Source organism: Chromobacterium sp. Ag138, from assembly GCF_055181315.1.
This window is the reverse complement of sequence record NZ_JBUPWA010000001.1, coordinates 4790464-4815970: the sequence shown is the minus strand read 5'-3', so window position 1 is coordinate 4815970 and position 25507 is coordinate 4790464. Positions and strand designations below refer to the sequence as shown.

25 protein-coding genes and 2 pseudogenes are annotated in these 25507 nt (G+C 66.5%); 4 read left to right on the top strand and 23 right to left on the bottom strand.

Annotation, left to right across the window (positions count from 1 at the left end; translation table 11 throughout):
* Nucleotides 1–95: 95 nt before the first annotated feature.
* From asnB to flgB, 14 genes are all read right to left on the bottom strand, one after another.
* On the bottom strand, nucleotides 96–1946 hold the full coding sequence (gene asnB, locus ACY3GB_RS22355) for an asparagine synthase (glutamine-hydrolyzing) (RefSeq protein WP_463090674.1): 1851 nt from the start codon (nucleotides 1944–1946) through the stop codon (nucleotides 96–98).
* Between the two features lie 163 nt (nucleotides 1947–2109).
* Nucleotides 2110–3324 carry a phospholipase D-like domain-containing protein gene (locus tag ACY3GB_RS22350; RefSeq protein WP_463090673.1) on the bottom strand — a complete coding sequence of 405 codons (1215 nt, stop codon included), beginning with the start codon at nucleotides 3322–3324 and terminating at the stop codon, nucleotides 2110–2112.
* Between the two features lie 117 nt (nucleotides 3325–3441).
* Nucleotides 3442–4476 (bottom strand): hypothetical protein, encoded by a 1035-nt coding sequence (locus ACY3GB_RS22345; RefSeq protein ID WP_463090672.1) that lies wholly within the window; start codon nucleotides 4474–4476, stop codon nucleotides 3442–3444.
* A gap of 3 nt (nucleotides 4477–4479) precedes the next feature.
* The gene (gene flgL, locus ACY3GB_RS22340; protein WP_463090671.1) at nucleotides 4480–5388 is read right to left on the bottom strand and encodes a flagellar hook-associated protein FlgL; all 909 of its coding nucleotides are present in this window, start codon (nucleotides 5386–5388) and stop codon (nucleotides 4480–4482) included.
* A 9-nt stretch (nucleotides 5389–5397) separates the two neighbouring features.
* Complete coding sequence (gene flgK, locus ACY3GB_RS22335; protein WP_463090670.1) at nucleotides 5398–6765, bottom strand: flagellar hook-associated protein FlgK; 1368 nt, start codon at nucleotides 6763–6765, stop codon at nucleotides 5398–5400.
* Nucleotides 6766–6777: 12 nt separating this feature from the next.
* Nucleotides 6778–7200 carry a rod-binding protein gene (locus ACY3GB_RS22330; protein WP_463090669.1) on the bottom strand — a complete coding sequence of 141 codons (423 nt, stop codon included), beginning with the start codon at nucleotides 7198–7200 and terminating at the stop codon, nucleotides 6778–6780.
* Nucleotides 7200–8306, bottom strand: a complete 1107-nt coding sequence (locus ACY3GB_RS22325) for a flagellar basal body P-ring protein FlgI (protein WP_463090668.1) — start codon at nucleotides 8304–8306, stop codon at nucleotides 7200–7202. The genes ACY3GB_RS22330 and ACY3GB_RS22325 overlap by 1 nt, the downstream gene beginning before the upstream one ends.
* 8 nt (nucleotides 8307–8314) lie before the next feature.
* Nucleotides 8315–8968 carry a flagellar basal body L-ring protein FlgH gene (gene flgH, locus ACY3GB_RS22320; RefSeq protein WP_463090667.1) on the bottom strand — a complete coding sequence of 218 codons (654 nt, stop codon included), beginning with the start codon at nucleotides 8966–8968 and terminating at the stop codon, nucleotides 8315–8317.
* Entirely contained in the window at nucleotides 8965–9753 is a 789-nt protein-coding gene (gene flgG / locus ACY3GB_RS22315) for a flagellar basal-body rod protein FlgG (RefSeq protein ID WP_463090666.1), read from the bottom strand. The genes flgH and flgG overlap by 4 nt, the downstream gene beginning before the upstream one ends.
* A gap of 24 nt (nucleotides 9754–9777) precedes the next feature.
* The gene (locus tag ACY3GB_RS22310) at nucleotides 9778–10509 is read right to left on the bottom strand and encodes a flagellar basal body rod protein FlgF (RefSeq protein WP_463090665.1); all 732 of its coding nucleotides are present in this window, start codon (nucleotides 10507–10509) and stop codon (nucleotides 9778–9780) included.
* A 4-nt stretch (nucleotides 10510–10513) separates the two neighbouring features.
* A complete protein-coding gene (locus ACY3GB_RS22305; RefSeq protein ID WP_463090664.1) occupies nucleotides 10514–11695 on the bottom strand; it encodes a flagellar hook protein FlgE in 1182 nt (393 codons plus the stop codon).
* 16 nt (nucleotides 11696–11711) lie between these two features.
* A complete protein-coding gene (locus ACY3GB_RS22300; protein WP_463090663.1) occupies nucleotides 11712–12380 on the bottom strand; it encodes a flagellar hook capping FlgD N-terminal domain-containing protein in 669 nt (222 codons plus the stop codon).
* Nucleotides 12377–12781, bottom strand: a complete 405-nt coding sequence (gene flgC / locus ACY3GB_RS22295; protein WP_114062294.1) for a flagellar basal body rod protein FlgC — start codon at nucleotides 12779–12781, stop codon at nucleotides 12377–12379. The genes ACY3GB_RS22300 and flgC overlap by 4 nt, the downstream gene beginning before the upstream one ends.
* Nucleotides 12782–12784: 3 nt before the next feature.
* On the bottom strand, nucleotides 12785–13138 hold the full coding sequence (flgB, locus tag ACY3GB_RS22290; RefSeq protein ID WP_011135253.1) for a flagellar basal body rod protein FlgB: 354 nt from the start codon (nucleotides 13136–13138) through the stop codon (nucleotides 12785–12787).
* Nucleotides 13139–13268: 130 nt separating this feature from the next.
* On the opposite strand from flgB, the gene flgA reads away from it, so the two are divergent.
* The 4 genes and pseudogenes from flgA to ACY3GB_RS22270 all read left to right on the top strand — a co-directional run.
* Nucleotides 13269–13967, top strand: a complete 699-nt coding sequence (gene flgA / locus ACY3GB_RS22285; protein ID WP_463090662.1) for a flagellar basal body P-ring formation chaperone FlgA — start codon at nucleotides 13269–13271, stop codon at nucleotides 13965–13967.
* Nucleotides 13968–14408: 441 nt separating this feature from the next.
* Entirely contained in the window at nucleotides 14409–16985 is a 2577-nt protein-coding gene (locus tag ACY3GB_RS22280) for a TonB-dependent receptor plug domain-containing protein (RefSeq protein ID WP_463090661.1), read from the top strand.
* A gap of 181 nt (nucleotides 16986–17166) precedes the next feature.
* Nucleotides 17167–17931 (top strand): annotated as a pseudogene (locus ACY3GB_RS22275) (PAS domain-containing protein); the annotation flags it as partial.
* A 219-nt stretch (nucleotides 17932–18150) separates the two neighbouring features.
* Nucleotides 18151–18492 (top strand): annotated as a pseudogene (locus tag ACY3GB_RS22270) (methyl-accepting chemotaxis protein); the annotation flags it as partial.
* A gap of 85 nt (nucleotides 18493–18577) precedes the next feature.
* Here ACY3GB_RS22270 and ACY3GB_RS22265 read toward each other — a convergent pair.
* The 9 genes from ACY3GB_RS22265 to ACY3GB_RS22225 all read right to left on the bottom strand — a co-directional run bounded on the left by ACY3GB_RS22265 (nucleotide 18578) and on the right by ACY3GB_RS22225 (nucleotide 25481).
* The gene (locus ACY3GB_RS22265; RefSeq protein ID WP_463090660.1) at nucleotides 18578–19774 is read right to left on the bottom strand and encodes a tryptophan--tRNA ligase; all 1197 of its coding nucleotides are present in this window, start codon (nucleotides 19772–19774) and stop codon (nucleotides 18578–18580) included.
* 73 nt (nucleotides 19775–19847) lie between these two features.
* A complete protein-coding gene (locus tag ACY3GB_RS22260) occupies nucleotides 19848–20489 on the bottom strand; it encodes a site-2 protease family protein (RefSeq protein WP_463090659.1) in 642 nt (213 codons plus the stop codon).
* Between the two features lie 78 nt (nucleotides 20490–20567).
* Nucleotides 20568–21209, bottom strand: coding sequence for a site-2 protease family protein (locus ACY3GB_RS22255; RefSeq protein ID WP_463090658.1), 642 nt, complete (start codon nucleotides 21207–21209; stop codon nucleotides 20568–20570).
* Nucleotides 21210–21234: 25 nt separating this feature from the next.
* A complete protein-coding gene (locus ACY3GB_RS22250) occupies nucleotides 21235–21858 on the bottom strand; it encodes an L-threonylcarbamoyladenylate synthase (RefSeq protein ID WP_463090657.1) in 624 nt (207 codons plus the stop codon).
* An 18-nt stretch (nucleotides 21859–21876) separates the two neighbouring features.
* Entirely contained in the window at nucleotides 21877–22734 is an 858-nt protein-coding gene (locus ACY3GB_RS22245) for a 3',5'-nucleoside bisphosphate phosphatase (RefSeq protein ID WP_463090656.1), read from the bottom strand.
* Entirely contained in the window at nucleotides 22721–22915 is a 195-nt protein-coding gene (locus ACY3GB_RS22240; protein WP_463090655.1) for an oxidoreductase-like domain-containing protein, read from the bottom strand. The genes ACY3GB_RS22245 and ACY3GB_RS22240 overlap by 14 nt, the downstream gene beginning before the upstream one ends.
* 1 nt (nucleotide 22916) lies before the next feature.
* Complete coding sequence (locus tag ACY3GB_RS22235; RefSeq protein WP_463090654.1) at nucleotides 22917–23132, bottom strand: RNA-binding S4 domain-containing protein; 216 nt, start codon at nucleotides 23130–23132, stop codon at nucleotides 22917–22919.
* A 207-nt stretch (nucleotides 23133–23339) separates the two neighbouring features.
* Complete coding sequence (locus ACY3GB_RS22230) at nucleotides 23340–23897, bottom strand: AAA family ATPase (protein ID WP_463090653.1); 558 nt, start codon at nucleotides 23895–23897, stop codon at nucleotides 23340–23342.
* Nucleotides 23898–24485: 588 nt separating this feature from the next.
* The gene (locus ACY3GB_RS22225) at nucleotides 24486–25481 is read right to left on the bottom strand and encodes an asparaginase (RefSeq protein ID WP_463090652.1); all 996 of its coding nucleotides are present in this window, start codon (nucleotides 25479–25481) and stop codon (nucleotides 24486–24488) included.
* Nucleotides 25482–25507: the final 26 nt, after the last annotated feature.

The following is a 25507-nucleotide window of genomic DNA, read 5'->3' as shown; positions in this document are numbered from 1 at the left end:
TGGCCAGCCTGAACGACCTGGGCGAGACCCGCACCGCCATCATCCTGTCCACGCCCATCCAGGGGCGGCCGGTGCGGCCGCCGCGCTGAGCCGGCTTACAAATCCAGCGCCACCTGGTGGCGCAGCAGCCACTCGTTCAGGCCCAGCGCCATCTCCAGTCCGGCGCGCTCCGGCGAGGTGCTGGTCTTGCCGAACGGCCGGTCCAGCAGCTTCCACGCCGCGGCCTTGTCCAGCAGCGGCAGCGCCGGCGACGAGGCGTCGTCCAGCACCCGGGTCAGGCCCTGGCGCAGCGCCTGCTCGTAAGCCGGGTCCTGGGTGGCCGGATACGGGCTCTTGACGCGCTGGACGATGGCGTCCGGCAGCACGTCCTTGCCGGCCGCGCGCAGCAGGCTCTTTTCGCGGCCGTCGAAATTCTTCATGCTCCACGGCGCGTTGAACACGTATTCGACCAGCCGGTGGTCGCAGAACGGCACCCTCACCTCCAGCCCCACCGCCATGCTCATCCGGTCCTTGCGATCCAGCAACGCCTGGACGAAGCGGGTCAGGTGCATGTGGCTGATCTCGCGCATCCGCCGCTCGCGCGGGCTGTCGGACGCCAGCCGCGGCGCCTCGGCCAGCGCCTGCGCGTAACTGTCGCGGCGGAAACCCGGCATGTCCAGTTCGCGCAGCAGTTCCGGCGCGATCAGCGACTGGCCGTCGAAGAAAGCGCCGCTCGACCCGGCCAGCCACGGAAAGGTATCGCCGTCCACCGCGGCGGCATCGTGGAACCAGCGGTAGCCGCCGAACACCTCGTCCGCGGATTCGCCGGACAGGGCCACCGTCGATTGCGCCCGGATCGCCTCAAACAGCTTGTACAGCGACGGCAGCATGTCGCCCCAGTAGGCCGGCGGCAGGTCCTGCGCGCCCAGCACCGCCGCGCGCAGACGCGGATCGGCGAGCTCGCGGCTTTGCAGCAGGATTTCCTGGTGCTCGGTGCCGGCGTGGGCGGCCAGATCGCGCACGAAGGGCGCGTCCGGCGAACCGCGCAGGTAATCGGCCTCGAACTCGATGCCGTGCTTGACGAAGTCCACCGAGAACGAGCGCACCGTGCCCTTGCCCTGGCGCTGCATGCTTTTCGCGGCCAGCGCGGTGACCACCGACGAATCCAGCCCGCCGGACAGCAAGGTGCACAAGGGCACGTCGGCGATGATCTGGCGCTCCACGATGTCGTCCAGCAACGCGCGCACGGTGTGGATGGTGGTCGACAAATCGTCGGCGTGCTCGCGCGCCTCCAGCTGCCAGTAGCGGCGCTTGCGCAGGCCGTTCCGGTCTATCGTGACGACCTGGCCGGGCCGCACCTCATGCATGCCGGCGAACACCGCGGCCTCCGGCGTCTTCACCAGGTCCAGCATTTCGCGCAGGCCCTCGGCCGTCACCCGGCGCTGCGCGTCCGGATGGGCCAGGATGGCCTTGGGCTCGGAGCCGAACAGCGCGCCGTCCGGCATCGGATAGTAGTAAAGCGGTTTGACGCCCATGCGGTCGCGCGCCAGCAGCAGCCGTTGTTCGCGCCCGTCCCACAGCGCGAACGCGTACATGCCGTTCAGCCGCTCCAGCATCGCCTCGCCCCATTGCAGGTAGGCGCGCAGCACCACTTCGGTGTCGCTGCGGGTGCGGAAGGCGTGGCCCAAGCCCTGCAGCTCGCGGCGCAGCTCCTGGAAGTTGTACACCTCGCCGGTATAGACCAGACACGCCAGCGTCCTGCCGTCCTCGTCGGCGGTCATCGGCTGGCGGCCGCCCTCCAGATCGATGATGGACAGCCGCCGGTGTCCCAGCGCCGCGTGGCGGTCCAGCCACAGCCCCTCGTCGTCCGGCCCGCGCCGGGCCATCGTCCGCGTCATCGTCTCCGCGACCGCGCGCTGCTCCCGCAGGTCACGCTCGAAACTCACCCATCCGGCAATTCCACACATGGTTCGGCTCTCCTCTTGTCAGGCGGCCGGACAGAACAATCCGCCCAGTCCGCATTATGCTTTATGCATAATCAATCAGGAGAAGGCTCCCTCGCGCGTGGCACTGGTAATAAGAATGGGATATTGACGTATTTTGCCCAGGCCCACGCCGCGGGCCTAGGCGTCAGCCCGCTTGGCGGCAGGCCTTGTCCGGCGCCTGGTATGAACGTGAGACGTCCAGCGGCACGGCGTAGGGGGACGACCAGGTCTGTTCGTGCAGCGCGGCGATGCGCCTGGCCATGGACTCGCTGCGCAGCGCCACTTCCAGATTGCGCGATTTGTCCATATAGCCGCCACTCCAGTTGCTGGTGCCCACCCAGGCGATCCTGCCGTCTATTTCCATGGTTTTGCTGTGGATGACGCGGGCGAAGGGGATGCAGGCGCTGTCGCGCGGAATGGCCACCACCCGAACCTCCATGCCGGGCAGCACCGCCAGGCTTTTCAGATAGTCGACGCCCGGCTTTTCCAGATTCCAGTCCGACACCATCAGCTTGACCCTGACGCCGCGCGCCAGCGCGCCGCGGATGGCGTTGTCGAACACCGGGTAGTAGCTGCGCGGCTTGCCGAAGCTGAGCGGCGCGTAATCCAGCAACTGGATGCGCACCTCGTCCTTCGCCTCGGCCATCAGGCGCGGCAACGCCTGTTCGGAATCGCCAACGCCGTCCGGGTTGTAAGCGTTGGGGCTGGCAAGCAGCGCCGCCGGCTGGGACAAGTCGGCCGCCTGCTCGGCCTCGCGCAAGGGCTTGGCCTTGCCGCCCGCGGCCAGCGTCGCCTGCGCCGCCCAGTCCTGTTCGAAGATGGCCTGCATCCTGCCGGCCATCGCCGCGTCGTCCACCTTGAACCCGGTTTCATGAATGTGCTGCAGCGAGCGCCAGTCGAAATTCTGGCTGCCCACGTAGGCGGACTGCCCGTCCGCCACGATGAATTTGGCGTGGATGATGCCGTTGCCGGTCAACTGGTTGTAGTCGAGCTGGCGGTATTCCAGATTGGGAATGCGCTTGAGCCGCTCTATCGTCGCCGGATCGCTGGCGAACATGCCTTTCTTTTCCATCAGGAAGCGGATCTTCACGCCGCGTCGCCCGGCGGCGTCCAGCCGCTCGATCACCCCGTCCATCAGGCTGCCGGGCTGTCCCGCCACGTAGAACTGCTCCAGCGCGATTTCGCGCTTGGCCGAATCGAACAGCTGCCGCCAGACCGTGGCCGCATCGCGCAAATCGGGCGTGTCCAGGCCGGCATGCTGCGGCGCGTTGTGCACCAGCTCGAAGCCGGGAATGGAGAAATCAGCGCGGGCCAGCGAGGCCGCCATCGTCAGGGCCAGCGGCCACCAGCGTTTGGACATGACTGCATCCTTCGAAAAGGGCGCATCATGCCATGGACATGTTAAGCAAGTATGTGGCCGGCATGAAAAAAGGCTGCCCCGAGGGGACAGCCGCCAAAATGGGCCCGCTGCGGTCCGTCAACGAAGCGAAAGCAGCGAAATCACGCGATAGCGGCTGATGCCCAGCAGCGCCGGCACCAGTTGCTGCAGATGGTTGAAGTCGGCGGTCTGGTTGAGCCGGGCGTTGAAATCGCTGACGAAGCCGCTGGCCCAGCTTTGCTCGTCGGTGCGGGCCAACTGCCCTATCGACTGCCTGGCTTCGGCGATCGCGCTGCCGATGGCGGCGCGGGTTTGCTGCAGCTGGGCGATGGAGCGCACCACGCCTTGCAGGGTCTGGCGCACCTGGGCATGGTCGTCCAGCTGCCATTGCCCCGCGTCCAGCGCCGCCGGCTCGGCCTGGGCGGGCAACGGTTGCGGCATGCCGCCGGGAAAGCGCATGCCGCCGCCGCGCACGGTCAGGCTGTCGCGCAGGCGCGCCCAATCCTGCTCGCCGCAGCTGAAGCCCAGACGGCCATGATCGTCCAGTTCGCAGCGCACGCCCAACGGGCCCAATGCCTGGTTCAACCGGCGCAGGGCGGCGTCGCGGCTGATGCCGTCTCCCACCCGCACCGCGGCCGGCGCGCTTTGCCCGTCCAGCGCGAACACCAGGGTTTCCGGCTGGCCGCCGGTCAGGCTGTCCAGATCCAGGCCGCGCACGGTGAAGCCTTGCCGGGCGGGCGCGCCCAGCGACAGCCTCAGCTGGCCGTCCAGGCTGCCGGCGCTGTCGGACTGGCGCCGTTGCCAGCCGGCTTCCAGCTCGCCGCGCTGCTGTTTCAGCCCATCGCTGTCCAACCGGCGCTGCGACAGCTGCCGGCTGAGATTGCCCTTGAAGCTTTCCAGCTGCCGCAGCATGCCGTCGACGAAGCCCAGCGCGCATTGCGCGGCGCTCAGTTGCTCGTTGAGCTGGGTGCTGTAGCGCCAGCCGCTGGCGGCGCCGGCCGACGGGCGCGGACTCTCCAGCGCCGGGCGCGATGCGGCGGACGCGCGCGGGCTGGCCGGCGCGACCGCCGCGCCGTCCTTGCTCCAGCGCTTGTCGCCGCTGGTCTGGTTGATGCCGCTGAACGTGGTGGACATGGCTTAGATCACGTCGAACAGCGTCAGCTGGCTGACCTTGCCGTAGGCTTTCTGGCTGGTCTGCAGCGCCATCGACAATTCGTTCATTTTCATGTAAGCGGTGGCGTAGTCCAGATCGCCCAATTCGATGATGCTCTCTTGGTTCGCCAGGCTCAGGCTGTCATGGTTGCCATCCAGCGTCTTCAACACGTTCTGCGCGCCGCCCAGTTCGGAAATGGTGCCGCCGACCCGGTCCAGCGCGGTGTCCACGCCATTCATCACCTCGCGGACAGTGGCGCCCACCGCCGGGTCCTTGCTGTCCAGGGTCGGGCTTTGCAGCGTGGCTATCACTTTGTCCAGCTGGTTGAGCAAGGGGGCCATGGACTCCAGCGTGACGTTGGACGCCTGGGTCACGCCCTCGCCCACCGTCACCAGCTGGCGGTCGCCGTTGCCGTTGTAGCGATAGCGGCTGCCGGCCGGCTGGGCATCGTCGGCGACGATGGGCGCGTTGTTGACCGCGCTGCCGGAGAACAGATAGCGGCCTTCGCTGTCCTTGGTGTTGGCCGCGTACAGGATGCTGTCGCGCAGGCTGATCAGCGGCGAGGCCATCGCCTTCAGGTCGTCGGTCGCCGGCTGGTTGGCCGCGGCCACCAGCAGGTCGCGCGCATCGCGCAGGCTGGTGCTGATGCCGCTGAGCAGCGTCTCGTTCTTGGTCAGCTGCGATTTGAGCGCGCCGATATTGTCGCGGTACTGCTTCAGCGACGCCTCCTCGCGCTGCAGGCGCAGCAGGCGCACGCTGGCGATGGGATTCTCCGACGGCGCGAGCATGCTCTGGCCGCTGGACATCTTCTGCAAAAGCTCGGACATGCCGGCGCTGCTGTTCTGCATGGCCAACAGCACGACGGATTGGTACTGGTTGCTGGAAATACGCATGCTAGGTCCTTACAGGATGGCCAGGGTGCTTTCGAACAGCTGGTTGGCCACCGCGATCACTTTCATATTGGCCTGGTACATCTTCTGGAATTCGATCAGGCTGACCGCCTCCTCGTCGCGCTGGACGCCGGAGGTGGAATGCCAGTTCTTTTCCGCCTCGGCGCGGATGACGTTGGCGGTAGCCAGCCCGGCCTTGTTCGCCTGGCTGGAGATCGCGAGGTGGCCGATCATCTGCGAATAGGCGTCGCCCAGCGTCACATTGCCGACGCCGGCCAGCGGGAAAGCCTGCTGCTTGACCTTCAACACCTCGAGCAGATTGTCGTTGTTGCCGGGCTTGGCCGGATCGGCGGAGAAACCGAGCTCGGCGGCAAGAATGCCGGTGCTCTGCAGCAGGCCGTGGGCGGCGCCGGCGTCGTAGCGGAACAGCGGCTTGCCCGGCTGGCCGTTCATGTCGTAGCCCTTGGCCAGCTGGTCGTTGACGCGGGTGGCCAGTTCGCCGGCCAGCGTGCGCACTTGGGTCTGGACCGGCCGCAGGTTTTCCGTTTCGAAGCGGTTGAGTCCGCCCAGTTGGCCGCCAAGATCGCCGCCCGGCATCGCGTACTTCTCGGTGCCGAAGGTCAGCTTCAGTTGCTGGCTGCCATCCGGCTGGGCTTCGCTGGACAGCGTCGCGGCGCTGTCGGCGGCCACCAGCGGCAAGCCGTTCTTCAGCGAAACGGCTTTGCTGCCGTCCGGTTGCGCCACCACTCTCACCTCGATCAGCGAGGACAGCGCGTCGATCTGGCGATCGCGCTCGTCCTCCAGACCGGAGGTATTGATGCCCTGGGCTTTGGCCGACATCAGTTTTTCATTCAGTTGCGCCAGGTTGGCGGTGGCGCTGTTGATCTGCGTCAGCGTGGCGTTGCGCTGCTCGGCGATGGCCACCAGCTGCGAGGTAAGCACGCCGTCCAGATTGTTGAAGCGCTGCGCCAGCGCGCCAGCGGAACGGACCACCTGGTCGCGCATGGTGTTGGAGTCCAGGCTGGCGGCGTTCAGCGCGGCGAAAAACTGGTCGAAGCCCTCGGACAGGCTGCTGCCCTTGCTGCCCATCACATTTTCCAACTGCGCGAAGTAAGACTGGGCCGCTGCCAGCGAGCCGAGATTGGACCCGGCCTGCCATTGCAGCAGGTTCTTGTAATCGTCGCTGAAGCGGCGGACGCTGCTGACGTTGACGCCGTAGCCGGCGCTCAGCGGATCGCCGGCGCCCGGGGCCTGGGTGGCCAGCACCACGCCCTGGCGCGAGTAGCCCGGCGTCTGCTGGTTGGCGATGTTCTGGCTGGCCGTGTTCAGCGCGACCTGCGCCGCCTGGGCGCCGGACAGCGCGTTATTGATCATGCGCATGGTTGGCTGTCATCACTTGGTGAGTGGGAACATGGGCGGGGCGAAGGCCGCCAGCCCCTGGCCGGCATCCCGGCCCTGCTTCAGACTGGCGACGGCGGCGTCCGCGTCCTTAACGGGAATATTCCCATTCTCCGGCAGCAGTTGCGCCAGGATGACCTTGGCGATGCCGAAGGTGCGCTGGCTGGCCAGCTGGTCGGCCAAGGCGCCGTCGGCGATGTCCAGCATGTCGGCATTCATGGAGTTGGCGAAGACGCTGTCCTCGCCCGCCACCTCGCGCGTGGTCTTGCGCATCTGCTTGAACATCTCGCGGATGAACTGGGCCTCGAACATCTCGGCCGCCTTTTCCGCCTTCTTGCGGTATTCCGGGCTGGCGGCCGCCACCGGCGCGTCGCCGCCGGCGCCGGCGGACGGGTTCTGCAAATCGTTGTTCAGCATCAGATCACCACCAGTTCGCCGTCTATCGCGCCGGCCTGGTCCAGCGCCTGCAAAATGGCCATCACGTCGTCCGGCGTGGCGCCGGTGCGGTTGACCGTGTCGATGATGGCGCGCAGGCTGGCGCCGGCCGGCCACTTGAACATCCGTCCCTGGCCCTGCTCCACCTGCACCCGGGAGTCGGGCACCACCTGGGTGGTGCCGTTGCTGAACGGGCCGGGCTGGCTGACCTGGGACGACTCGGAAATCACCACGCGCAAGCTGCCGTGCGACACCGCCGCCGGGCGCACGGTGACGCCCTCGCTGATCACCACGGTGCCGGTGCGGGAGTTGAACACCACGCGCGGGATTTCCGCGCCGACGTCCACGTTCAGCTTCTCCAGCCGCGCGACGAAGGCCACGCGCTCGGTCGGATCGCCCGGCGCCCTCACCTCGATAGTGGTGGCGTTGCGGGTGGTGGCGATCTTGCCGTAGCTGCGGTTGATCGTTCTCACCACATTGGTGGCGGTCTCGAAGCTGGGGCGGCGCAGGCTCAGGCGTATGCTGTCGCCCTGCTCGAAGTCGCTGGGAATCTCGCGCTCGATCGACGCGCCGTTGGGAATACGCCCGGCGGTGGGCGTGTTGACGGTGACGCTGGAGCCGCTCTTGCCCTGCGCCGACAGGCCGCCTATCACCACGCTGCCCTGGGCCAGCGCGTACACTTCGCCGTTGGCCGCCTTCAACTGGGTCAGCAGCAGCGTGCCGCCGCGCAGGCTCTTGGCGTCGCCCAGCGACGACACGGTCACGTCTATGGTCTGGCCGCGGCTGTAGCCGGGCGGCAGGCTGGCGCTGACCATCACCGCGGCCACGTTCTTGACGCGGGTGTCGGTCTTCTCCGGCATCTTCAGGCCGAACTGCTTGAGCATGTTGGCGACCGACTGGCCGGAGAACTTCACCTGCGAGTTGTCGCCGGTGCCGTCCAGGCCCACCACGATGCCGTAGCCTATCAGCTGGTTGTCGCGTATGCCTTCCACATTGACCAGTTGCCGCAGCGGCAAGGCCGCCGCCGGCAACGACAACGCCGCCAGCAAGGCGGCGGCGATCAGGCTTCGAATCTGTTTCGATATCATGAAAAACCTTAGAACGGCATCAGCGGGCTGGCGAAGAAGCGCATCAGCCAGCCAGGACTATTGGCGTCGGCCAGCGCGCCGCTGCCGGAATAGCCGATGCGGGCGTTGGCGATGCGCAGCGAGGACACGCGGTTGTCGGTGTCGATGTCTTCCACCCTCACGTAGCCGGCCAGGCGCAGCATTTCCTCGCCCTGGTTCAGCGTCAGCTGCTTCTCGCCCTTGACCTGCAACAGGCCGTTGGGCAGCACCTTGTGCACCACCACGGTCAGCGAGCCGGCCAACGCGTTCTGCTGGGTGGAGCTGGACGAGCCGTTGAAGTCGCGGTTGGCGTCGATGCCGACCTGGGCGTTGAAGGTGGTGTTGCCGATCAGCGAAGGGCCGATCTTGGCGCCGGACTTCTTGCCGAAGCTGGTGCCGGCCTGCTTGCTGGCCTGAGTGGTCTCTTCCAGCACCACGGTCAGCACGTCGCCGGGACGGAAGGCGCGGTTGTCCGAGGTCAGCGACAGCGAGCCGCCGGGCGTGAACACGCCGCCGCCGATCGGCAGCGAAGTCTGCTGCCGCATCAGCTCCGGCAGCGGGTCCGGCTCCGGCGGCGGCGGCTGAAGCTGGGCGCAGGCCGCCAGCAGCAAGGCGGCCAGCGGCGCGAGGCGGGCAAGCGTCATCGTACCGACTGGCCCAGCTGCTGCAGCATATTGTCGGCCGCGGACAGCACCTTGGTGTTCATCTCGTAGGTCCGCTGCGCGGCGATCATGTCCACCATTTCTTCCACCACCTGCACATTGGAGCCTTCCAGGCTGCCCTGCTTGAGCTTGCCCAGCGCGCCGCTGCCCGGATCGCCCTCGTTGGCGTCGCCGCTGGCGTCGGTTTTCTGGAACAGGTTGTCGCCCAGCGCCAGCAGGCCGGCCGGATTGATGAAGCCGGCCAGCTGGATGCGGTCCACCGCTTCCGGCGTGGTGCTGGTGCCGCGAGTCACCGACACTTCGCCGGTTTCGCTGATGGAAATCTTGGAGGCGTCGGCCGGGATGCGGATCTCGGGCTCCAGCGGCAGGCCCTGGGCAGTCTCCAGCACGCCGTCCTTGCTCAGACTCAGCTGCCCCGCCCGGGTGTAGCCGGTCACGCCGTTGGCCATCTTCACCTGCAGGAAGCCCTGGCCGATGATGGCCACGTCCAGGCTCTGGTTGGTGGTGGTGATGTTGCCCTCGGTGAACACCTTCTGGCTGCCCACCAGCCGGGTGCCGTTGCCCATCTGCACGCCGGACGGCGAGGTATTGTTGTCGTCCACCTTGCTGCCCGGCTGCTTCTCGACCTGGTAGAACAGGTCTTCGAATATCATGCGGTCGCGCTTGAAGCCGGTGGTGTTGACGTTGGCCAGGTTGTTGGCGATGGCGGTCAGGCGCGCGTCTTGCGCCTGGATGCCGGTTTTGCTGATCCAAAGTGCCGGATTCATCGTATCTCCCAATCAGTCGGCCGTTCAGCCGCGCACCAGGCGGTTGCCCGCCTCGTTCATGTCGCTGGCGGCGTTGAACAGTTTCATCTGCATCTCGAAATTGCGGTTGAGCGTCATGGTGGACACCATTTCCTCCACCGCGGACACATTGCTGCGTTCCAGGTGGCCGCTCTGCACCCGCACGCTGTCGTCCACCGGCAGCGGCCCGCCCTGGCGGGCGGCGATCAGCCCGTCGGGGCGTTTGCCCACCTCGCGCGGATCGGGCTTGACCAGCTTGAGCTTGTCCACCGGCTGCATCGCGGCGTCGTCCGGGTTCAGCACGGAAATCGTGCCGTCGGCGGCCACGCTGACCTTGAGGAAGCCTTCGGGCAGGCGGATCTGGCCGCCGTCGCCCAGCACCGGGTGGCCATTGACGCTCAGCCCGCCATCGGGGCCCACCGTCATGCTGCCGGCGCGGGTATAGGCCTCGCTGCCGTCCGGCGCGGCGACGGCGAAAAAGCCGTCGCCCTGCAAGGCGATGTCCAGCTCGCGGCCGGTCTCCACCACGGCGCCGTTGCGGTCGGACAGCGCGGTCGGCGCGTTCAGGCTCAGCAGGCGGGCGTCGTAGCCATAGCCGGGCACTTCCTGGCTGACCGCGGTGTCGATGTCGGCGCGGAAGCCGCCGGTTTCGGCGTTGGCCAGGTTGTTGGCGTGGATCTGCTGCGCGCGCAGCATCCGGCCGGCTCCGCTCATCGCGGTGTAGATCAGCTTGTCCATGGCCTTACACCGCCTGCATCAGCGCCTGCATCACCTGGTTCTCGGTGGAGATCACCTTGGTGTTGGCCTGATAGTTGCGCTGCGCGGTCATCAGCGACACCAGCTCGGAGGTGACGTCGACGTTGGATTGTTCCAGCGAGCTGGTGACCAGCTTGCCGGCCATATTGCTGCCGGCCGGCGACAGCAGCGCCGGGCCAGAGGCGGTCGACTCCTGCCAGCTGGTCTGGGAGGCCGCGGTCAGCGCGCCCTGATTGGCGAAGTTGGCGATGGCCAGGCGCGCGACCACCTGCTTCTGGTCGTTGCTGTAGCTGACGATGACTTCGCCGTTCTCGCCCAGGCTGACGCCGGTGCGCGCGCCCGGCGGGTAACCGTTGGCGGCGTTGCGGCTGGTGCTGGCCTCGCCGGCGAACTGGGTGGTGCCGCTGTAGTCCAGCGATACTTTCAGCGCGTTGGCGCCAGCCGGGGAGCCCAGATCCAGGTCCACTCCGCTGGTGGGTTGTATCATCTTGCCGGCGGTATCGAACTTCAGGTCGGTGGTGGCGGCCAGCATCTTGTCGCCCAGCTGGTAGTGGACGGTGATGGTGCTGTCGGCGCTTTTGCAGAAATACTGGGTCAGGTTGTGCTTGTTGCCCAGCGAGTCGTACACCGGCGATACCGTGGAGTGGTTGAAGCTCTGCGACACGCCCTTGTCGAACGGCAGCGTCTGCACCGCCCAGCCGGCCGACATGTTGCCGGAGTATTTCAGCTGGTCGCTGGGCTTGGCAGGGATGTTGCCGGTGGGAATCTGGATGTCGCCCAGCGCGCCCAGCGCGCCGCCTTCCGACTGGGCGTAGCCCTGGACGCGGCCGCTGTAGTTGTCGACCAGATAGCCTTCCTTGTCGGTGTCGAAAATGCCCACCCGGCTGTAGGTCACCGCGCCGGCGGCGCTGCGCGACACGTAAAAGCCGCGGCCGTCGATGGCGGCGTCCAGCGCGCGGCCGGTATTGACCAGGCCGCCGTTGCGGCCGATGTTCTGGCTGTTGGGATTGGCGTTGACGCCCATCGCCTGGCTGCCCGCGTAGGCGGAGGCGAAAGTCACCCGGCCGGACTTGAAGCCGTAGGTGCCGGAGTTGGCGATGTTGTCGCTGACGCTGCCCAGCTGGTTGTTGACGGCGTTGATGCCGGAAAGGGCGATCTCGAAGCTCATGGTTATCTCCGGTGACTTAAGCGGAAAGCAAGGCGGATACGGAAGAAGCGGGGAAGTCGCCGATGCCGGCCAGGCTCAGCACCGGCTCGCCGCCGTTGACCGGCAGGCGCACGCCGCCGACCTCGGCCTTGAGCTCGAACAGCCCCTTGCTGCCGGACGCGGTGGACAGCTCCAGCTGGTAGTTGCCGGCGGCGAGATGGTAATCGGCCAGCTTGATCTTGAAATCGGAGGCGCCCGCCGCGCGCTTGCCCAGGTCGATGCGGGTGCGCTGGCCGGCGGCGTCGGTCAGGATCAGCGTCGCGCTGTCTTCCTGGCCTGCCAGCGTCAGGCGACCGCTCAGCTCGCCCTGGCCGTCGCTGCGGATGCGGTCGGTCTGCACCAGCACCGGCTTGCCCACCTGCGCGCCCAGCGCCACGCCCTGCAGCTCGCGCAGCATCGCGCCCTGGCTCTGCAGCTGCTTGAGCATGTCCTGGGTGCTCTGCATCTGGCTCATCTGCGCCAGCTGGCTGACGAACTGCGACGGATCGGCCGGGTCCAGCGGACTCTGGTTGCGGATCTGCGCCAGCAACAGCGTCATGAACATATCGTTGGTCGGCTGGGCGCCGTTCTTGGCCACGTTCTGCGCGCCGTCCTTCTGGCCGCCGTTGGCGGCGAGCTGCCTCGATTGCGCCTGTTCCACGCTCATGCGGTATCTCCCAGTTTCAGCAGGTCCTGCTGCATGGTTTTCACCTTGGCCAGCACCTCGACATTGGTCTGGAAGGCGCGGGTGGCGGACAACATGTCGGTCATCTCCTCCACCGCGTTGACGTTGCTGTAGAAAACGTTGCCGTCGGCGTCGGCCAGCGGATTGCCCGGCTCATGCGCCTTGCGCACCGGCTCCTGGTTCTGCACCACGTCCAGCACCTGCACGCCCATGCCCTCGCCCTGCATCTGGCTGCTGAACACCGGTTTGCGGCCGCGGTAGGCGGCCTGCTCGGTGCCGGCGGAGGTATCGGCGTTGGCGATGTTGCTGGCCACGGTATTGAGGCGCACCGTCTGCGCGGTCATGGCGGAACCGGCGATGCGCGAGATGTCGCGGAATGACATGGTTTATTGCCCCGCTATCACTTTGGCCAAACCGTGCAGCTTCATGTTGATGAAGGTGAGGCTGGTCTGGAATTCGGAAACGTTCTGCGAGAACTCGGCCTGCTCGACGCTGAGCTCGACGGTGTTGCCGTCGCGGGACGGGTGGTTGGGAAGGCGGTACAGCAGATCGCCGCCGCCGTCGTCGAACGCCAATGGCGAATCGGCGGCCGCCGATGCCAGCGCCGCCTTGAAATCGATGTCACGCGCCTGATAACCCGGGGTATTCTCGTTGGCGATGTTAGACGCCAGCACCCGGGTCCGATCCGCCCGCAGCCGCAAGGCCTCGGGATGGATGCTCAGGGCCTTGTCCAGATGCATGCCCATTGCCTTGACCCTATCAGTTCACTACCATGTTCAAGCTATTTGCTATGAATAGCTATTCAATTGGAAAGCGATACTAATAAGCGCGCCCGTCATCGTATACGCAACAATTACCACGCATTTTGTAATGGAAAAATTCGCAAAAACCCGCTACAGCCTCGGCTGCCTGCTCCTCGCCATCGCCCAAACCGCCCTGGCGGCCTCTCCGGCCGAGCAGGACGTGGAGCGCCAGGCGCAGAAGCTGATCCGGCAGCGGCTGGCCGACGCCGGACTCGACCAGCCGGAGATCCGGCTGCAGCTGCTGCCCCCGCGCGACCTCCCCGCCTCCTGCGCGGCGCCATGGCAGACCGACGCGGCCGACAGCCGCGCCTTCAGCCGCATGCGCTTCGATCTGCGCTGCCCGGCCAGCGGCTGGCGCGGCGCCTTCATCGTCCGCGCCGCCGTCGGCGCCCGGGTGGCGGTGGCCGCGCATGGCCTGCGCGCCGGCGAGCCGCTGCGGGAAGCAGACATCGCCTGGGCCAACCGGCCGGTCAGCGACCCGGCAGATCTGTTCGGCGCCGCGGCGCCGCCGCTGGGCCTGGCTTCGCGCGCCGCGATCGCCGACGGCCAGCCCTTGCGCCGCCGCCAGCTGCAAGCGCCGCTGCTGGTCAAGCGCGGCGCCGAGGCGCGCATCGTCGCCCGCCAGGACGGCATTGAAGTCAACGCCGCCGGCGAGGCGCTGGACAATGGCCGTCAAGGCGAAACGATACGCGTGCGCAACCTGGCCAGCGGCAAGGTGATCCGCGGCCGCGTCGGCCCCGGCGGCGAAATCGAAGCGCTGGACTGAGCGCCGCCTTGCCGCGGCGGACATTCCGGCCAGACATTCCCTCGCCGCCTCCGCTCCGCCGCGTCCGCCGCAAAGCCGGCGGGATGGCTGGCCAAGCCATGAGGGCAGGCCAGCCATTTCCACCCATCTAACAACGCTTGCCATGCGCCTCGCCCTCCGCTCAGCGGATGCGGATCGATGGCGATCCGAAACGGACTTCTCCCCCTGCTCCCAGCCGGCTCGCAATATCCCGACAGCGGAATTTGCTAAGCGGAAACTTTCATTTCACATATCCGTTTCGCATCGATACATTCTGCATATCAGGTAATTATGTATTTTGTATCCACCATGCAGAACATCGCCTCCTCCCCCCACTCGCGGCGCGCACGCTGTCGCAGCCTGTCCGGCTGAATCCCGCCGGACAGGCAACCGCTTCACTCCATAACCAAGAAAGTCTCCGTGATGATCAAACACACCCTGCTGCTGGCCGGGCTGGGCGCCGCTTTGCCTTTTTCCGCCCACGCCGCCGACGTCGGCGACAATTCGCTGGAACGCGTCACCGTCACCGGCTCCAACCTGCGCGCCAGCTCCAAGGCCAAAACCAATCCGGTGCAAGTCATCAGCGCCGCCGACATCGAGCGCAGCGGCAAGACCAGCCTGCCCGACGTGCTGCGTTCGCTGGCCGTCAACAGCGGCAACAGCTTCAACGAGCAGTACACCGGCAGCTTCTCGGCCGGCACCGCCGGCGTCTCGCTGCGCGGCCTGGGCCAGCGCAACACCCTGGTGCTGGTCAACGGCAAACGCGTATCCAACTACGCCACCGCCCAGGACCTGCAGGAAACCTTCGTCGACCTGAACTCGCTGCCGCTGAAGGCGGTGAAGCGCATCGAAATCCTGAAGGACGGCGCGTCGGCCATCTACGGCTCTGACGCCATCGCCGGCGTGGTCAACATCATCCTCTACCCGTCCTACCAGGGACTGGAGCTGGGCGCCGACATCGGCCGCGACACCGGCACCGGCCAGGACGAGCGCCGCTTCAACCTGCTGGCCGGCAAGGGCGATCCGGACAAGGACGGCTACAACGTCTGGTTCTCCTTCGACGCCCAGAAGCGCGACCGGCTGGACCAGAGCGGGGTGGACTGGCTGAAGGACAACGACTTCCGCGGCCTGCCCGGCGGCAAGCTGGTGCGCACGCCGACCAACTACTACAACGGCAACCCGACCCAGCGCTTCCCCAACGCCACCGGGCCGGCGCAGGACCTCGACTACGGCGCGATCAACCCCGGCAAGAGCGGCCGCATCTGGGCCTACAACCCGGCGCAATACACCACGCTGATACCGGGCATCGAGCGCTACCACGCCGCGCTGCACGGCAGCTACCGGCTGAACGCCGCCACCGAGGCCTACGCCGAATTCCTCTACGGCGCCAATCACAGCACGCAGATCTTCGGACCGCCGCTGTCCGTCTCCAGCAGCCTGCGCGCCTGGGACGCGACCTCGCAATCGCTGACGTCGATCAGCAACGTGCTGCCGGCCGGCAACCCCTCCAACCCCAACGCCTCGCCGACGCCGTTCACCGCCAACCTGTTCGACCTGGGCCAGCGCAACAAGACCGACAGCGTGTCGTTCCGCCGCCTGCTGCTGGGCGTCAAGGGCAGCGGCGACGCCTGGGACTGGGACGTGTCCGGCCTGTACTCCGACAGCCGGCTGCGCGAGTACGCCTACAACTTCGTCAACCGCTACGCCTACGAGCGGCTGCTCGCCAACGGCGGCTACAACTTCATCGATCCCTCGCGCAACAGCGAGGCAGTGCGCGACAGCCTGCGCATCAGCACCATGCGTCCGGCCTGGTACCGCGTCGCCAGCCTGGACGCCACCGCCAGCACCGAGCTGGCGCAGCTGCCGGCAGGCCCGGTGGGCTTCGCCGCCGGCTACCAGCTGCGGCGCGAGATGATGAACGCCGGCACCTCGGCTGAAGTGGCCAGCGGCGCCGAGCTGCGCCCGGCACTGGACCTGATCCGCGGCGGCCGCACCATACAGGCGGCTTACGGCGAATTCAACGTGCCGCTGCACAAGACGCTCAGCCTCAGCGCCGCCGCCCGCGCCGACCACTACAGCGATTTCGGCAACGCCTTCTCGCCCAAGCTGGGCCTGCGCTACCAGCCGCTGCAAAGCCTGACCCTGCGCGGCTCGGTGTCGCGCGGCTTCCGCGCGCCGTCGCTGCCGGAAATCACCAGCAGCACCGCCGTCAGCTACAGCTCGGCGCAAGACCCGTACGATCCGCTGACGCCCGGCCAGAACGTCGCCTTCACCCACCTGATCACGGCGAATCCGAACATCAAGCCGGAACGGTCCACAAACGCCAACCTGGGACTGGTGCTGGCGCCCAGCGCCGACACCAGCGTCAGCCTGGATTACTACCGCATCCGGCAACGCGACGTGATCGGCCTGGAGGACGTGGGCAACATCATCCGCAACCCCGGCGCCAATCCCGGCGCCATCGTCCGCGACGCCCAAGGCCGGCTGCAAACCATCACCCAGCACTTCACCAACCTGGGCGACCGCGAGACCTCGGGCTTCGACATCGAGCTGCGCCAGGGCTGGAAACTGCCAGGCGGCAAGCTGACCCTGGCCGCGCAATGGAGCCGGCTGCTGTCGTTCCGCCAACCGCTGCAACAGGGCGGCGACATGCAGGAAGGCGCCGGCAGCAACCTGCTGGGCGCGCTGCCGCGCTGGAAAGGACAGACCTCGGCCAGCTGGGACGCCGGCAACTGGTCTTCCACTCTCACCTGGTACCACACCGACGGCTACACCCAGACCGGCAGCGACACCACCCAACAGCGGGTGGACGGCCTGGACACCTTCAACCTGAGCGCCAGCTACGCCGGCATCAAGCGCACCACGCTGACCGCCGCCGTGCAGAACCTGACCAACCGCCGCCCGCCCTGGGACTCCAACGCCAGCCACTATTACGACGCCACCCAGTACGATCCCGGCGGCCGCGCCTTCACCCTGGGCGTGCGCTACAAGCTGGACTGAACCTCAAGCCACCGGCATGACGGCGCCCGCAAGCGGGCGCCGTTTTTATTGCCGCGGTATCAAAGATCAGTAAATCTACCTATTCTGTATTAATCTGCACTAGACAGTACCCATAAGACCGCCTGCCCAAGGACGGCTTGAACACGCTACTCGCCCTAGTTTTGATTGAAGGAATGCAGGAATGGTCTTTTTCACCCGATCTCTCACCCGACAGCTTGAAACCACCCAGCACAGTCTGGCGCAAGTCCACAGCAGGCTGGCCGCCATCGAGCGCTCAATGGCGGTGATCGAATTTTCCGCCAATGGCGACATTGTTCAGGCCAACGACAACTTTTTGAACGCAATGGGCTACCGCGCCGACGAAATCGTCGGCCGCAACCACCGCATGTTTTGCCCGCCCAGCTTTGCGAACAGCGCGGACTACCGGGAGTTCTGGCAGAAGCTAGGCCGCGGGGAATTCCAATCCGGCCACTTTCTCAGGCTGCGCAAGGACGGCGGCGAGATATGGCTGGAGGCCAATTACTCGCCCATCGTCGACGAGGCGGGCAAGGTGACCGGGGTGATCAAGGTGGCCTCCGACATCACCGCCCAAGTGCAGGCGGAGCAGGACAGCAAGGCGCTGCGCCAGGCGATAGACCACTCCATGGCCCGGATCGAGTTCGATCTGGACGGCAACATCCTGGACGCCAATGACAATTTCCTCAAAGTCTTCGGCTATCAGCGCGCCGAGGTGCTCGGCAAGCAGCACCGCATGCTGTGCGAGGCCGGCTACGCGCAAAGCCCTGAGTACGGCCAGCTGTGGCAGCAACTGCGGCAGGGGCGCTTCCTGGAAGGACAATTCCGCCGAGTGAACCGCAACGGCGACGTGATCTGGCTGCAGGCCACCTACAACCCGGTACTGGACCCGAACGGCCGGCCGGTGCGGGTGGTGAAGTTCGCCAGCGACATCAGCGAGCAGATGACGAAGCTGCGGCAGCAGGCGGAAAACGCCCAGTCGGCGGTGCACGCGTCGGAAAACACCGAGCAGCTGTCGATACAGGGCAGCTCGGTGCTGGAGCAAGCCACCACCGAGATCAACCGCGTGGCCGGCAGCGTGGAAACTTCGTCCGGCATCCTGTCCAAGCTGGGCGACAGCTCCGACCAGATCGGCAGCATCGTCAACACCATCAGCGACATCGCCGACCAGACCAATCTGCTGGCGCTGAACGCGGCGATCGAGGCGGCGCGCGCCGGCGAGATGGGCCGCGGCTTCGCGGTGGTGGCCGACGAAGTGCGGAAACTGGCCGAGCGCACCAGCCAGTCCACCGGCGAGATATCCGGCATCGTCAAGAGCATCCAGGACGATTCCCGCTCGGCCATCGACGCGATGCGGCAGATGCAGGAGCTGGCCGGCAACAGCCTGCAATTGGCCGACCAGGCGCGCAGCGCGATCCAGGAGATCCGCACCGGCGCGCGCGACGTGGTGCTGGTGGTGAAAGAAGTGTCGGAACTGCTGCAGCAAAGCTGAAACGCCGAAACGGCGAAAAAAAACGGGCCGCGATCATGCGGCCCGTTTTTTCATTCCATCCGGCTGCGCCGGAGGCGGCTCGGCATCAATAGCCGAGGCCCAGCGCGGCGCGCACGTCGTTCATCGTCTCGCGCGCCACCTTCTCGGCGCGGGCGCTGCCGTCGGCGAGGATTTCGGACACCAGCTTCGGATTGCTCAGGTATTTTTCCGCGCGCTCGAACATCGGCTGCTGCTCGCGCACCACGGCGTCGATCACCGGCTGCTTGCAGTCCAGACAGCCGATGCCGGCGGTGGTACAGCCTGCCTTCACCCACTCCTTGGTCTCGCCGTCGCTGTACACCTCGTGCAACTGCCACACCGGGCACTTGGACGGCGTGCCCGGATCGGTGCGGCGCACGCGGGCCGGATCGGTCGGCATGCCGCGGATCTTCTTGCTCACCGTCTCCGGCGCTTCGCGCATGGTGATGGTGTTGCCGTAGGATTTCGACATCTTCTGGCCGTCCAGGCCCGGCATCTTGGACGCGGCGGTCAGCTTGGCCTCGCACTCCGGCAGGATGGTCTTGCCCTTGTTCTCCAGCCAGCCGTGCAGCCGCTCGCGATCGGCGCTGCCCAGGTTCTGGCTGGCGGCCAGGATGTCTCTAGCCTGCATCAGCGCTTCCACTTCGCCGTCTTGCAAATAACGGTTGCGCAGCTGCTCGAACAGCTTGCCGGCCTTGCCGATTTTCTTCGCCGCGGCCTTCGCCAGCTCTTCGAAGTTGGGCTCTCGGCCGAACATGTGGTTGAAGCGGCGCGCCACTTCGCGCGTCAGCTCGATGTGCGGCACCTGGTCCTCGCCCACCGGCACCAGCCCGGCCTTGTACACCAGGATGTCGGCCGCCTGCAGCAGCGGGTAGCCAAGGAAGCCGTAGGTGGTCAGGTCCTTGTGGCTCAGCTTCTCCATCTGGTCCTTGTAGGTCGGCACCCGCTCCAGCCAGCCCAGCGGCGTCACCATCGACAGCGCCAGATGCAGTTCCGCATGCTGCGGCACCTTGGACTGGACGAATACGGTGGACTTCTCCGGATCGACGCCGGAGGCCAGCCAGTCGATCACCATCTCATTGATGGACTTGCCGATGATGGACACATCGTCGAAGTTGGTGGTCAGCGCGTGCCAGTCGGCCACCATGAAGAAGCACTCGTGGCTGTGCTGCAGCTCCACCCAGTTCTTGATCACGCCGTGGTAGTGGCCAAGGTGCAAGCTGCCGGTGGGGCGCATGCCGGAGAGAATGCGGTTGGCGGACATATTGTTATGCTCTCGGTTGCGCGGGAAATGAAAAGCCGCCGGCTCCATCCGGCGGCCAGGCCCGCTCAGGGTTCTAGAAAAACAATTGCAGCAGATGATACATCAAGACATACAGCGGCTGCAGGATGACGCCCAGCAGGCCGCTGGCCACCAGGATCAGCAGCAGCCACATGCCCCAGCCCTCGGTCTGCGCGTAGCGCCAGGCGACGCCCGGCGGCAGCAGGCTGTAGACGATGCGCCCGCCGTCCAGCGGCAGGATGGGCAGCAGGTTGAGCAGCATCAGCGAGATGTTGATGCTGATGCCCGCCTTGCTCATCAGCATCAGCGGATCGCGATAGGCGCCATCCATGCCCAGCGCCAGCTTCAGCAAGGCCACCCAGGCCAGCATCATCGCCAGATTGGCCAGCGGCCCGGCCGCCGCCACCCAGCGCATGTTCTGGCGCGGCTTGCGCAAGGCGTTGAAGTTGACCGGCACCGGCTTGGCCCAGCCGAACACGAAGCTGCCCAGCCAGATGGTCAACAGCGGCAGCAGCACCGTGCCTATCGGGTCGATGTGCTTGAATGGGTTCAGCGTCATCCGCCCCTGCAGATAGGCGGTGTCGTCGCCGAAGCGGCGCGCGGCGTAAGCGTGCGCCGCTTCGTGCAAGGTGATGGCCAGCAACACCGGCAAGGCATAAATCGTGACCTGCTGCACCAGCTGATTGGGGTCGAACATGTCCGCTCTCCGCGCTCTGCCACGCTATGAACATGACAGCCCCGCGCGGATTTGGCAAATCCGGCCGCAATCTCGCCGTTACAGCACCAGGCTCAGAATCAGCAGGTTGACCAGTTTCAGCAGCGGCATCAGCAGGCCGCCCAGCACGCCGCTGAACATCAGCAGCAGCAGGATCCAGAAGCTGTAAGGCTCCACCTTGGAAAACTGCCAGGCCGCGCGCGCCGGCAGCAGCGACTGCAGGATGACGCCGCCCGGCAGCGGCGGCAGCGGGATCAGCGTGAAGATCATCAGCGCCACGTTGACCTTGATGCCGATCAGCCCCATCCATTGCATAGGCGACCGGAAATAGTCCGGCGCGTAGGCGGAGGCGGCGATCGCGCTGGCCCACAGCAACGCCATGGCCAGATTGGCCAGCGGGGTGACCGCCGCCACCTTGGCCAAGGCGGTGCGCGGCTTGCGCATCGCGCCCGGATTCAGCTGCAGCGACTTGGGCCAGCCGATGATGAAGCCGCCCATCGCCACGCCTATCATCGGCAGCACGATGGAGCCGATGGGATCGATGTGGGCGAAGGGACTGAAGGTGCGCCGCCCGGTCATGTAGGCGGTGCGGTCGCCCAGGCGGTCGGCCATGAAGGCCTGGGCGCCGGCGGGCATGGTGATGGCGAACAGCACCGGCAGTATCGACACCGCCAGCGTCTGAATCAAAGAGAGTTCCTGCATGATTTCCTAACAGACAAAAAATGAATCAAAAACCGAACGGCGCGAGCGCGCCCTTGCCCTCGCGAACCAGTTCCACGCCGTCGGTCATGTCGATCACGGTGGTCGGCTCGGTGCCGCACCAGCCGCCGTCGACGACGGCGTCCACCCGGTGCTCCAGCCGTTCGCGGATTTCGTAAGGATCGGAAATCGGCGCGTCGTCGCCCGGCAGCATCAGGGTACAGGACAAGATGGGTCCGCCCAGCTCTTCCAGCAAGGCCAACGCCACCTTGTGATCGGGCACGCGCAGGCCGATGGTGGCCCGCTTCGGGTGCAGCGTGCGGCGCGGCACCTCCCGCGTGCCCTGCAGGATGAAGGTGTAGCTGCCCGGCGTGGCGCTCTTCAGCAGCCGGTACTGGCGATTGTCCACCTTGGCGTAGTTGGCCAGCTCGGACAGATCGTGGCACACCAGCGTCATCATCCGTTGCTTCAGGTCCACCCCGCGGATGTCCAGAATCCGCTCCATCGCTTCCTTGTCGCCGAGCGCGCAGCCCAGCGCGTAACAGGAATCGGTGGGATAAGCGATCACCCCGCCCTCGCGCAGGATCTTCACCGCCTCGCGGATCAGCCTGGCCTGGGGGTTGTCGGGATGGATCACGAAGAATTGCGCCATGTTATTGTCCTTGTTGTGTCAGCCCGCCGGCCTCAGGACGCGCGCTTCCAGCTCGCGCCAGATCGGCTTGCAGATGGGCGGCAAGTCCTCGGTGTGGCCGACGTCGCGCCCGCCCTCGCCTGGCGCGTGGAAATCGCTGCCGCTGCTGGCGTAAAGCCCGTGGCGGTCCGCGTGCAGCGCGAACTTGTGCATGTCGTCCAGGCTGTGGCTGCCGCAAGCCACCTCGATGCCCTGGCCGCCGGCGGCCTGGAAGTCCAGGATCAGCCGCTCGATCAGCGTCTTGCCCATATCGTAGCGGCCGGGATGGGCGATCGCCGCCATGCCGCCGGCGCCGACGATCCAGCCGACGGCGTCCGCCAGGCTGGCCCATTCGTGCGCGACGTAACCCGGCTTGCCCGGCGTCAGGTATTTGCGGAACACGGTGCGCATGTCCTTGACCATGCCGCTGTCCACCAGGTGGCGGGCGAAATGGGTTCGGCTGATCATTTCCGGATTGTCGCACCAGCGCATCGCGCCCTCGAAGCAGCCGGGAATGCCGGCGGCCTCGAGCGAGGCCCCCATCTGCCGCGCCCGCTCCAGCCGGCCGTCCCGTATCGATTTCAAGCCAACCGCCAGCGCCGGCTCGTCCGGATCTATCCCCAGGCCGACGATGTGCACCGTGTGCCGGCCCCAGGTCGCCGAGATTTCCACGCCGTTGAGAAAGGGGATGCCGTGCCGCGCGGCGGCGGCGGCGGCCTCCGCCAGGCCGGCGGTGCAGTCGTGGTCGGTCAGCGCCAGCAGCGCCGGCGCGCGCGCCGCCGCGCGGTCTATCACTTCGGTCGGCGTCAAGGCGCCGTCCGACGTGCGGGAATGGAAATGCAGGTCAATGTTGGCCATCGTCGCCTCCCGCCTCCTGTCGCTCCGCCCGGCGCTTCTCCCAGGCGGCCAGCCGCGCGCGGTAGGCGCGCAGCTCCTGCTGGTGGATATCCAGGATGCAGGGTTCGCAGCCGCTGCCGCAGCACATGTCGTCGCCCACGTCGAACGGCGGCTCCGGCATGATGTCGGCGGGGTCTTCCATGTCAGGCCGCCTCGACCGCGATCAGGAAGCCGTCGCCGCTGACCTGCTGTCCGGCGCGGATCTTGCAGGTCTTGCGCAGTTCGACCTGTCCGTCCACCGACACATTGCCCTCGGAGATGAAATGCTTGGCCGCGCCGCCGGAATGGCAGACGTTGCAGGCTTTCAGCAGATCGCACAGCGCGATGTACTCGCCGGGAAGTTGGTAAGTTTCCTTCATGTTTTGCACACTCGTCCTGGACAGGCTTGTGAGCGGCCTGTGGACAAGGCCGCCAAGCCCTTAATCTGTCAGATGTTTTCTTGGCTGCCTGTTTTTTAGGCAGCCCCGCCGGACTATCCACGCCGCCGGCGAACAATATTGTGGAGCCGTTGTGGACAAGCGCGGCAAACCGCTGATTCGCTTGCCCATTTCCGGACTGATTATTTTTTAGGCAGGCAACAGCGGCAAAAGTGCCGCCATCGCCCGCGCCAGCCGCGCCTCGTGCGCGCCGGCCAATTCCACCGCCGCGATGCCCTGCCGCGCCAGCTCCTGCCGATGCAGATCCAGCAGCCAGTCGCGCTGGGCAGGGTGGCTGCGCAGCGGGTCGGGCTCCCAGGGAATGTCGGGACAAGCGAGCACGGTCAGCGCGTAGTCGCGCGGCCGGTACAGGGCCAGCAACGCGTCCGACGCCTGCCCGTGCGCCACTTCGGCCCAGATCTTGCAAGTCAGCGCCGTGGTGTCGCACAGCAGGATGCTAGCCCCGGCCTCCGCCGCCCTCGCCTCCGCCGCCAGCTGTCCGGCGGCGATCGCCTCGATGTCGGCGAGGCTGGACACATAGGGCCTGTCCGCATAATAGGCCCGGGAGTACTCCTCCACCCACGCGGCGTTGATGCCCGACTCCCGCAATCGGCGCGACCAATCCCGCGCCAGCGTGCTTTTGCCGCTGGATTCCGGCCCGACGATCGCCACCCGGATAGGCCCGGCGGCCCTTTGCTGCCCCATCATCCGTCTTTCCTGGCCTTCGCCGGCCATTGTTCAGGCCAAGTCGGATATTATACCCCGACGGACCGCGCTTTCCCGGATTTTCACAAGCGCCGGGGACAGCCCTGTGAGCCGGCTGTGGACAAGGACCGCAAGACATTGAAAGCCTTGGTCTTTCCAGCAGCTGATTATTTTTTAATCATTCCAATATTTTTTTCCCCACCGCCGGTGCAGAGCCGTGTGGACCGGTTGTGGATAGGCGCGGCAAGCCGCTGTACGGGAAGGGAAAACCAGAGCTGCCTTTTTTTTAGGCAGTTTTGCGCGCCGGCGGCATGGAGCCATCCCCCGCGCCGGTATACAAAGCTGTGAGCGGCATGTGGACAAGTCCGCCAAGCGCCTGATTTTCCATGGCCTGCCGCCGATTGATTATTTTTTAAGCAGAAACGCCGCCCATTCCCCCTGAAGGCAAAGCCGGCTCAACGCGCGGGTTTCCCACATTCGCGGTGTAAAGCCATGTGGAAGCGTTGTGGACAAGCCGCGCAAGTCACTGAGCGCAAAGCATGAAAAAAGGCTGCCTGTTTTTTAGGCAGCCTTTCGTCGCGATGGAAAAACTCAAACCGTCATTTCGCCGCGCAGCGGACGAACCAGCTGCTTGCGCAGCTCGTCGCCGGACATCCCCGCCGACAGCAGCGCCTGCAGTTTGGCCAGCGCGGCTTCCGGCGTCAGATCCGCGCCCGGCAGCGCGCCGGCGCGGGCCAGCGGCTGGCTGGCGGCGTAAGCGCCCACCTCCACCGCGCCGCCGGGAGCCTGGGTCAGCGTCAGCACCGGCGCGCCCCGCGCCGTCATCGTCGCGATGCCTTGCAGCAGGATGGGGTCGGCCGGCGCGTTGCCGCTGCCGTAAGCCAGCAGGAGGGCGCCGTCCAGCCCGCCGTCGCGCAGCGCCTGCCCCGCCAGCGCGCTGCCGTAGCCCGGCGTCAGCATCAGCGCGGCCAGCTTCAGGTCCTCATTCATCCGCAGCGGCCGCCAGTCGCCGTCCGGCTTCAGCCAGCGCTCCTTGCGCCAGTGAGCGTGGATGGCGAACTCCGCCAGCGGTTCGGCGTTGGGGCTGTTGAAGCCGGCGAAGCGCTCGACGTCGATCTTGCGGGCGCGGCTGCCGCGCAGCAGCAGACGGTCGAAGGCGATCGCCACTTCATTGAGGTCGGGCTGGCAGGCCGCCTCCAGCGCATCGGCCAGATTGCTCCAGCCGTCGGAGCGCGGATGCACCAGCGGCAGCTGGGCGCCGGTCAGCACCACCGGCTTGGCCAGGCCCCGCAGCGCGAAGGCCAGCACGCCGGCGGTGTAGGCCATGGTGTCGGTGCCATGGATGACGACGAAGCCGTCGTAGTCGTGATAGCGGGAAACCAGCGCGTCCAGTATCTGGTTCCATTGGCGCGGCGTCAGCGCCGATGAGTCGATCAGCTGTTCGAATTCGACGATGTCGAACTCCAGGCCCGGACGGGCCAAACGCTGCAGCAGCCGCGGCAGCAGGCCCGGCACGGGGGCCAGGCCTTCGGGGGTGTGGTCCATGCCTATGGTACCACCGGTGTAGAGCACCAGGATTCGGCTCATTGCATACTCCATCGCACTTGGTCTGC